Annotated in this window: 5 protein-coding genes and 1 pseudogene; 1 reads left to right on the top strand and 5 read right to left on the bottom strand. The window is 69.5% G+C overall.

Annotated features, from left to right (window positions below; all coding sequences use genetic code 11):
* The 5 genes and pseudogenes from K0M70_RS10435 to mtnA all read right to left on the bottom strand — a co-directional run.
* A pseudogene (locus tag K0M70_RS10435) lies at positions 1 to 708 on the bottom strand (alpha-2-macroglobulin family protein); the annotation flags it as partial.
* Positions 709 to 807: 99 nt separating this feature from the next.
* A complete protein-coding gene (locus K0M70_RS10440) occupies positions 808 to 1,593 on the bottom strand; it encodes a hypothetical protein (protein WP_290781806.1) in 786 nt (261 codons plus the stop codon).
* Positions 1,590 to 3,662 carry a PDZ domain-containing protein gene (locus tag K0M70_RS10445; RefSeq protein WP_290781807.1) on the bottom strand — a complete coding sequence of 691 codons (2,073 nt, stop codon included), beginning with the start codon at positions 3,660 to 3,662 and terminating at the stop codon, positions 1,590 to 1,592. The genes K0M70_RS10440 and K0M70_RS10445 overlap by 4 nt, the downstream gene beginning before the upstream one ends.
* A 70-nt stretch (positions 3,663 to 3,732) precedes the next feature.
* The gene (gene gyrA, locus K0M70_RS10450) at positions 3,733 to 6,354 is read right to left on the bottom strand and encodes a DNA gyrase subunit A (RefSeq protein ID WP_290781808.1); all 2,622 of its coding nucleotides are present in this window, start codon (positions 6,352 to 6,354) and stop codon (positions 3,733 to 3,735) included.
* A 128-nt stretch (positions 6,355 to 6,482) separates the two neighbouring features.
* Positions 6,483 to 7,541, bottom strand: coding sequence for an S-methyl-5-thioribose-1-phosphate isomerase (mtnA, locus tag K0M70_RS10455; RefSeq protein WP_290781809.1), 1,059 nt, complete (start codon positions 7,539 to 7,541; stop codon positions 6,483 to 6,485).
* Positions 7,542 to 7,601: 60 nt separating this feature from the next.
* On the opposite strand from mtnA, the gene K0M70_RS10460 reads away from it, so the two are divergent.
* A partial coding sequence (locus K0M70_RS10460; RefSeq protein ID WP_290781810.1) for a hypothetical protein occupies positions 7,602 to 8,019 on the top strand: 418 nt, incomplete at its 3' end.

The raw sequence follows: 8,019 nt of genomic DNA on the forward strand, positions 1-8,019 counted from the left end.
CTTGCCGCCCAGCACGAAGCGGTTGACGTAGACCGGCTCGGCCAGCTGCGACATGGGGGTCTTGTCGCCGTATTCGCTGTCCAGTTCCCAGCTGCCACGGCGGCCGCCGCGCTGGTACTGGCTGAAGAAGCTGGACAGTTCCTTGTCGCGCACGCGCAGGAACTCCACGTCCACTTCCTGCACGTTCACCGACACCACCGGCAAGCCGCGGGTGTCGCGCGCCGGCAGCACGCTGCCCTGGGAAGCGAAGCCCACCGCGGGCTCAACCGGCCCGGTGTTGACCGTGCGCTGGTCGTCCTTGCCCAGGGTCTTGCCGTCGGCGGCGGACAGGCCAGCACGCACCAGCACGCGGTAGTCGCGGCTGGCCTCGACGTAGGGGAAGCGCAGCGTGCTGGCCTGGCTGTCCAGCACCCAACTGCCCTTCACCGGGGCGCCGTCGGGCCCGGTCACCACGATCAGCGCGTCGAAATCCTGGCTGGCCGCCAGCGGCTGCGAAAACGCCAGCGCAATGGCCACGTCCCCCTGGCGCTCACCGCGCCCGGCCGACACCAGCGCGAATCCTTCCACCGTGGGCCGCGCATCAATCGGCGCTGCGCCCTGCAATTCCGGCACCTGGTTGGCCTCGCGCTTGCAGCCGACGGCGATCAGTGAGGCCAGCAGCAGGACGGAAAGCAGCGCGGCGCGACGCAGGGTTCGGGTAGGTTTCATGGGCCACTCCAGGGGACGTGGCCAGTATAGGGCGGCTGCGCTGCAGGCATGCCGCCACGCAATCCACCGTTAAAACGGTCAGCGCCCCGCGGCGGCCCCTCAGTCGCCCGCGCCGGCCACCGGCAGTTTCGCCGCCTGCGCGGTGGCCGCGGCCACCTTGTCTATCGGCGTCATGCGCAGCGCCATGTCGGCCATGTCCAGGCCCAGGCCGGTGCCGCCCTGGCGCGACAAGGCGCCCAGGTCGATGTCGACGTAGCCCATGGGCTTGCCGTCGTGCGAGAAGGCGATGCCGGGCACGCCGTCCACCATCAGCCGGTAGGTCGGGCTGCGCGTCTCACCCAGCACCAGGCCCGGGCGGAACACGGGCACGCCGCCCCATTCGTCGGAGGTGCGCAGCAGGGAAAAAAACACCATGCCCGGCTCGGCCTGGATGCCCTGCGCCAGGTCCACGAAACCCAGCTTGCCGACCGGATCGCGCAGGCGCAGCCAGGCCAGGCCCAGTTCTGCGTCGCGGGTGACCAGGTCGGCCGGCAGCCAGTCTTCGGTATCGGCCAGGCGCACCCGGAATTCGCTGGATTTGGCGACCGGCGACGCCTGGCCCGGCGTTGCCGCCCCCAGCTTGCTGAAATCCACGCTGACGGCGCGCTCGGGCACCACCAGCAGGCCGTCGGCGCTCACCATCACCGCCTGCGTGCGGTCTTCGATGCGCTGTTCGTTGCCCGAGTTGGTCACCGACATCACGAACTTCATCGTCACGATGGCGTCCGAATGCTGCTGCACCAGATCACGGTAGACCTCGCGGTAATCGTCGAACGCATCGGTCGCGGAAGCGTGCGGCGCCACCGTCAGCAGCGCGGCAAGGGCGATCAGGCGGACCAGGGTCATGGCGTCTCCGTAAGCCAGTAGCGTTCGAGATAGAGAATGCGGGTTTCACCACCGCGGATCACCTGCAGGGGCACCACGCTGCCGTTGCCCTTGGCCAGCGCCTTGTCCAGCGCCTGCGCCAGGTCGGTCAGGTCGCGCACGGGATCGCCGCCCAGGCTGATGATGATGTCGCCCGTGCCCAGGTGCGCCAGCCCCGCCGGGCCACCGGGTTCGACACCGTCCACCACCACGCCGGCCTGGCTGCCCGGAAGACGGCGGGCCGCGCGGTCGTAGAAGCCCATCTCGCGCAGCTGGGCGCGCAGGCGGCTCAGGGCCAGCGTGCGCAGGGCCGACGTGTTGACCGGCGTGGCCGCCAGCGTAAGCGCGAACTCCCGGGGCTTGCCGTCGCGCAGGGCCTGGAAGCGCGCGGTGCTGCCTATCGGCAGGTCGCGCACGCGCTGGTGGAAACCGTCGGCCGAATTCTCGTTCGCTGCACGCAGCGGCTCTCCGTCCAGCGTGGTCAGCAGGTCGCCGACCCGTGCGCCGGCCGCGGCCAGGGGGCTGCCGGGATAAATGCGGATGATGCGGAAGCCCGGCTCGGCCAGCCCCAGGTCGCGCGCCAGCGAAGCAGTGATCGGCTGCACCTCGACGCCGGCCCAGGCCTTGGCCAACTCAGGCAGCGGCGTGCGCACGCGGTCGCCGTGCAGCGGCGCCAGCACCGCTACGCGCTGCTCGGCCTCGCGCTGGAACTCGACCACCAGCGGCTTGCCGTCGGCCGGGGCCGCGCCTGCCAGCTTCGACAGGGTTTCATGGCTGGCCACGGCCTGGCCGTTGATGCGAAGGATCAGGTCGCCCTGCGCCAGCGCCGGGCGCGCCGTGGCCCCCGGGCCGCCCGGCCTTACGCCGGTGACCAGCAGGCCGCTGGCCTGCTCGAGGTTGCGGCGACGACTCAGGGCCGGCGTCATCTCGGCCAGCGACAGCCCGAACGGCGCGAAGGCGCGCTCCTCCACGGCATCGTCCGGCAGGCGGGCCGCCGTGAGCGTGATCTGGCTGCTGCGGCCGGCACGGTCGATTTCCAGCGCCACCGACGCGCCGCCCGGCAACTCGGCCAGCCGACGCTGCAGGGCCGGCACGTCCACCGGCTGCAGTGCGATGACCGGATCGCCCTGCAGGCTCAGGATGCGGTCGCCCGCCAGCAGGCCGGCCTTTTCGGCAGCGGAGCCACGCTCGACCGCATTCACCAGCACGCCCTGCTTGAATCCGGTGCCCTTGAGCGAGCGCAGGCGGAAGCCCAGGTGGCTGCGTTCAATGCGGCCCTTGGCCACCAGCGCCTTCACCACTTCGCCGGCATCGGGCCCAGGGATGGCGAAGGCCAGGTCGCCACCGAACAGCGTGCCGCGGGTGTTCACGCCCACGATGCGGCCAGACAGGTCCACCAGTGGACCGCCGGAATTGCCCGGCGCGATGGCCGCGTCGTGCTGTATCCAGGCGTAGTAGCGGCCGGTGGGCTGGTCGGCGCCGATGCGGTCCTCGTAGTCGGCCTCGTCGTCGAACAGCGACACCAGCAGACGGCGCGGGTTGTTCACCACGCCGGCGCTCATCGAGTTGGACAGGCCCCAGGGCGCGCCCATCGCCAGCACCGTGTCGCCGGGCTGCAGCTCCAGCGTGGGCGCGAACTCGGCGAAGGCGAAGGTTTCAGGTGCGGCAGGCAAGGCCTGCAGCACCGCGAGGTCGGACAGTGTGTCGGTGCCGATCAGCTGCGCGGGCAGCTCACGGCCATCGGCGAAAACCACGCGGAAACTGCGGCCGTTCTCGGTGACGTGGGCATTGGTGGCGATATGGCCCTGCGGCGAAACCACGGTGCCGCTGCCGCTGGACACGCTGAGCACCGGCTCGCCCTGCCGGTAGTCTTCGCGCACGGTGAGGATGCTCACCACCACGGGCAGCACGCGGTCGCGGGCGGCCGCGATACGAGCAGCGTCGCTGGAGCGCACGGGGGTGGCCGCGGCCTTGTCCTGCGCCAATGCCGGCATGGCGGCCAGCATCAGGGTCACAGCCAGCCATGCGGCGGCGAATCGAGTCAAACGCATGCCACTCTCCGTCAGGGGTGCCGTGCTTGGATCATGGGCCGCGCGAAAAGTTTCGCGCGGCCTTTCCGGCTCAAGCCTCGGGCTGCGGCTGCGACGGGTCCGTGACGGCCGGGGAGTCCATGCCCGCGCCGGGCTCGTCGTCCACGACATCAATCATGTCCACGCGCTCCACGGCGATCAGCTCTTCGTCCGCCGCCACCCGCATCAGGGTGACGCCCTGGGTGTTGCGGCCCACCTGCGAGACTTCCGAAGCGCGGGTGCGCACCAGGGTGCCCTGGTCGGAAATCAGCAGAATTTCGTGCTGCGGGGTGAGCTGGATGGCGCCCACCAGCGCGCCGTTGCGCTCGCTGGTCTGCAGGGCAATCACGCCCTGGGTGCCGCGGCCCTTCTTCGGGTAGTCCTCCACCGGGGTGCGCTTGCCGAAGCCCTTGGCGCTGGCGGTGAGGATGTCGCCGTCGCCGTCCACCACGATCATGCTGACCACTTTGGCGCCCTGGCCTTCGCCGTCTTCCTTCAGGCGCATGCCGCGCACGCCGGTTGCGGTGCGGCCCATCGAACGCACTTCGTTCTCGTCGAAGCGCACGGCCTTGCCGCTGCTGGCGAACAGCATCACGTCGCGCTGGCCGTTGGTCAGCTGCACGTCCACCAGGCCGTCGCCCTCGTCGAGGTTGATGGCCCAGATGCCGGTGGAGCGCGGACGCGAGTAGTCGGAAAGCGGGGTCTTCTTGACCGTGCCGTCGCGGGTGGCGAAGAACACGAAGTGGCTGTCGTCGAATTCACGCACCGGCAGCACGGCCTGGACCTTCTCGCCTTCCTGCAGCGGGATCCAGTTGATGATGGGCCGGCCACGCGAGTTCGGGCCGGCATCGGGCAGCTGGTAGACCTTGAGCCAGAACACGCGGCCGGTGCTGGTGAAGGTGAGCAGCGTGTCGTGGGTGTTGACGATCCACAGGCGGTCGATGAAGTCTTCTTCCTTCACCGCCGTGGCCGAACGCCCCTTGCCACCGCGCTTCTGCGCGCGGTAGGTGGTGAGCGGCTGGCGCTTGGCGTAGCCGGCGTGCGACAGCGTCACCACCACGTCTTCGGACGCGATGAGGTCCAGGATGTCGAGGTCTTCCTCGCCCGGACGGATCTCGGTGCGGCGGTCGTCGGCGTATTCGTCGCGCAGCGTGCGCAGCTCGGTGCGGATCACTTCGAGCAGGCGCTCGGGGTTTTCCAGGATGTGGATGAGGGCGCGGATGGCCTCGAGCAGCTGCTTGTACTCGTCGGTGAGCTTTTCCTGCTCCAGGCCGGTCAGGCGGTGCAGGCGCATCTCGAGGATCTGCTGGGCCTGGATTTCGCTCAGCTGGTAGCCCGTGGGCTGCATGCCGACACCCGGGGCAAGGTCTTCGGGACGGGAATCGTCGGCGCCGGCGGCACCCAGCAGCGCGCCCACCAGGCCCGGATCCCAGACCCGGGCGAGCATGCGCTCCTTGGCCACGGCCGGGTTCTCGGACGTCTTGATCAGCTCGATCATGGCGTCGATGTTGGCCAGCGCAACCGTCAGGCCCTCGAGGATGTGGGCGCGGGCGCGGGCCTTGCGCAGCTCGAAGATGGTGCGGCGGGTGACGACCTCGCGGCGGTGCCGGATGAAGGCTTCCAGCATCTGCTTGAGGTTGAGGATCTGCGGCCGGCCGTCCACCAGGGCCACCATGTTGATGCCGAACACCGATTCCATCGGCGTCTGCTGGTAGAGGTTGTTGAGCAGCACCTCGGCCGACTCGGCGCGCTTGACCTCGATGAACACGCGCATGCCGTCCTTGTCGGACTCGTCGCGCAGTTCACTGATGCCCTCGAGCTTCTTTTCCTTCACCAGCTCGGCGATCTTCTCGATCAGCCGGGCCTTGTTCACCTGGTAGGGCAGCTCGGTGACGATGATGGCTTCGCGGCCGGTGTCTTCGTTGACCTCCACCTCGGCCTTGGCGCGGATGCGCACCCGGCCGCGGCCGGTGTGGTACGCGGCGTGGATGCCGGCGGCGCCGTTGATGATGCCGCCGGTAGGGAAATCAGGCCCGGGAACGAAGGCCATCAGGTCGCCGATGCTGGTTTCCGGGTCGTCGATCAGGGCGATGGTGGCGTCGATCACCTCACCCAGGTTGTGCGGCGGGATGTTGGTGGCCATGCCGACCGCGATGCCGGCCGAGCCGTTCACCAGCAGGTTCGGGAAGCGCGACGGCAGGACCGTCGGCTCCATTTCCTTTTCGTCGTAGTTGAGCTGGAAGTCGACCGTTTCCTTGTCGATGTCGGCCAGCAGTTCGTGCGTGAGGCGCGTCATGCGCGCCTCGGTGTATCGCATGGCGGCGGCGGAGTCGCCGTCCACCGAACCGAAGTTGCCCTGGCCGTCGATCAGCAGGTAGCGCAGCGAGAAGGGCTGGGCCATGCGCACCAGGGTGTCGTACACGGACTGGTCGCCGTGGGGGTGGTACTTGCCGATGACGTCGCCGACGATTCGGGCGGACTTCACGTGCGGCTTGTTGCTGTGCGTGCCCAGCTCGTTCATGGCGAACAGGACGCGGCGGTGAACGGGCTTGAGGCCGTCGCGGACATCCGGGAGCGCGCGCCCCACGATCACGCTCATGGCGTAGTCGAGGTAACTCTTGCGCATCTCGTCTTCGAGGTTTACCGGGATGATTTCCTTCGCGAGATCTGCCATTCGTGCTTCCGTATTCGACGTTCGGGCGGGTGCGGCGGCCGGGGCCGCGCACGGGGGCTTTCAGGGACGTGAAATCATACCAGAAACAGCCCATGAAAAGGGCTGCTTAGCTGCCATAAAACAAGCACTTAGGGGCTTGATTTGGCGCCGAAAACAGCGGCCATTTTTGCCTGGTCCGGACGCTCCACCACGCCACGCTCGGTAACGATGGCGTCGATCAGCCCGGCGGGGGTGACGTCGAACACCGGATTCCATGCCTGCACGCCGTCGGCGACGGTGCGCACGCCGGCCATGGCCAGCAGTTCGGCCGGGTCGCGCATCTCGATGTCGATGTCGTCCCCGTGCGCGGTGGCCATGTCCACGGTGGACGACGGCGCCACCACCATCACCTTGACGCCGTGGTGGCGCGCGGCGATGGCATGCGAATACGTGCCTATCTTGTTGGCGGTGTCGCCGTTGGCGCAGATGCGGTCGGCGCCGACCACCAGCCACTGCACGGCGCCGGTTTTCATCAGGTGGGCCGCCGCGCCGTCGGCGATCAGGGTGGCGGCGATGCCGTCCTGCAGCAGCTCCCAGACGGTGAGGCGCGCACCCTGCAGCCAGGGCCGCGTTTCGCTGGCGTAGACGCGCTCGATGCGACCCTCGGCCACACCGGCGCGGATCACGCCCAGCGCCGTGCCGAAGCCGGCCGTGGCCAGCGAGCCGGTGTTGCAGTGGGTCAGCACGCCGCTGCCGGGAGCCAACAGGGCCGCGCCCAGGGCGCCCATGTAGCGATTGGCGGCCAGGTCCTCGGTCTCGATGGCGGCCGCCTCGCACTCCAGCACCGCCAGCCAGTCGGCGCCGGCCCCGGCCAGCGCGCGCCGCATGCGGGCCAGCGCCCACATCAGGTTTACCGCGGTGGGTCGGGCCGCCTGCAGGTGGCTGAAGTCGCGGGCGAGCCTGGCCAAGGCTTGCGCACCGTCGGCCGCCGCCACGCGCTGCCCGGCCAGCACCGCACCCCAGGCGGCGGCGATGCCGATGGCCGGCGCGCCGCGCACCACCAGCGCGTGGATGGCCGCCGCCACCGCGTCGGCGTCACTGCACTGCACGTACTCGGCCACGAACGGCAGCTTGCGCTGGTCGAGCAGCGACAAATGGTCGCCCTGCCAGCGGATCGGGCGGATGCGGTCGTAGCGGTCGAAGTCCATGCGCGTTTCTCCATGCGATGGCCCAGTTTACCAAGGCCGGCGGCGCGCTATGCTTCAGCCATGAGCAGCCGACCCGCGCGCGCCACCCCCAAGAAGTCCCAGCCCCTGGATGCCGGGATCGAACCGATGCTGCACGCCGCCTGCGTGAAGGCTGGCGCTGGCGCCGCGCTGCAGGTGGGCCTGGACCGCGTGCCGCTGCTCAAGCCCTTCCTGCCCGCCACCCTGCGTCGCGCGGGCAGCAGCGAATCGGCGGAAGACATCCAGCGCAAACTGGTGCACGCCATCTACCGAAGCTACAAGCTCAAGCCCGCGGGCTGGGAAGTGGAAGGCGTGCTGGCGGTGGCGCAAACCCAGGCCGTGCTCAGCCCGCTGGCCACCCGGGAGGGCCTGCGGTCGCTGCTTGCGGGATGGCTGCCGACCGCCGTCAGCACGCCGCTGATGCGCTACACGCCGCTCGAACCCCTGGTGACCGCCACCG

The organism is Arenimonas sp. (assembly GCF_019459675.1).
Classification (GTDB): domain Bacteria; phylum Pseudomonadota; class Gammaproteobacteria; order Xanthomonadales; family Xanthomonadaceae; genus Arenimonas.

Excerpts from the sequence above, each read along its gene's own strand:
- K0M70_RS10440 (WP_290781806.1), bottom strand. The coding sequence starts at position 1,593 with ATGACCCTGGTCCGCCTGATCGCCCTTGCCGCGCTGCTGACGGTGGCG.
- K0M70_RS10445 (WP_290781807.1), bottom strand. The coding sequence starts at position 3,662 with ATGCGTTTGACTCGATTCGCCGCCGCATGGCTGGCTGTGACCCTGATG.
- gyrA (WP_290781808.1), bottom strand. The coding sequence starts at position 6,354 with ATGGCAGATCTCGCGAAGGAAATCATCCCGGTAAACCTCGAAGACGAG.
- mtnA (WP_290781809.1), bottom strand. The coding sequence starts at position 7,541 with ATGGACTTCGACCGCTACGACCGCATCCGCCCGATCCGCTGGCAGGGC.